The following is a 1,000-nucleotide window of genomic DNA, read 5'->3' as shown; positions in this document are numbered from 1 at the left end:
GCGAGGCGACTGATGGGCGGTTTTGACTTTAGGCTGCCGTGGGGGCGATGCCAATTATATCTGTGCAGCCAGACCGGCAGTTCGGCGGCGCGGTGGTCGGATGTCGGGTAGGCAATGGCGTAGGCCCACTCCCTGAGCGCCGTCTGGATGAAGCGCTCGGCCTTGCCGTTGGTCTTGGGCGTATAGGGCCTTGTCGTGACATGCTTGAGGCCGAGATCGCGGCAGGCCTTGGCGAAGGCCTTCGATCTGTAGCAGGAGCCGTTGTCGGTCATGACGCGCGCTATCGAAACGCCGAGGCTAGCGTAGTAGGCAACCGCCGCCTTGAGGAAGGCGATGGCGCTTTCTTTTTTCTCGTCGGGCAGGATCTGCGAGAAGGCGATGCGCGAGGCGTCGTCGATGCAGACATGGACGAACTCCCAGCCGGCGCCGCGCGACTTGCCCTTTTGCGGATCGCCGGTGATGCGATGGCCGACCTGGCTGAAGCGGCCGAGCTTCTTGATATCGATATGGATCATCTCGCCGGGGTGCTCGCGCTCGTAGCGCCGGACCGGTTCGGCCGGTTCGATATCCTTGAGCCGCGACAGCCCGGCGCGCTTGAGAACCCGGCTGACGGTGGCGGGCGAGACACCGACCTCCATGGCGATGTGCCTGCCGGTCCAACGCTGCCGCCGCAGCGCCACGATACGCTCGGCGATCGACGTGGCGGTGGCCTGTGGCATACGGGCAGGTCGCGAGGAACGATCGATCATGCCTTTGCTGCCCTCGGCCTTGTAGCGCTCGACCCAGCGCGCCACGATCTTGGCCGACACGCCGTAGGTGCGCGCCGCATCGGCTTGGGAAAGACGCCCCTCAATGACCGACAGCGCCATCTCCTCTCGACGCAGCGGCGTCAGACGGGCATTCTTGTGGATGTTCATTCGGACCCTCCGGTGAGTGCTGCAGCTTGGTAACTCCAGTCTCCTCGGTCCGGTCCGAATGGACAACCCTCTGAAAGCTCACA

At 64.3% G+C, this 1,000-nt stretch carries 1 protein-coding gene; it reads right to left on the bottom strand.

From position 1 onward, the window contains the following. Positions 1 to 917 (bottom strand): IS481 family transposase (locus tag NKH57_RS33730; protein ID WP_352950685.1); only part of this gene is annotated, 917 nt, incomplete at its 3' end. Between the last annotated feature and the right edge of the window lie 83 nt (positions 918 to 1,000).

This window comes from Mesorhizobium sp. M1050 (genome assembly GCF_040318715.1).
Classification (GTDB): domain Bacteria; phylum Pseudomonadota; class Alphaproteobacteria; order Rhizobiales; family Rhizobiaceae; genus Mesorhizobium.
This window is presented reverse-complemented; position numbering and strand designations above follow the sequence as displayed.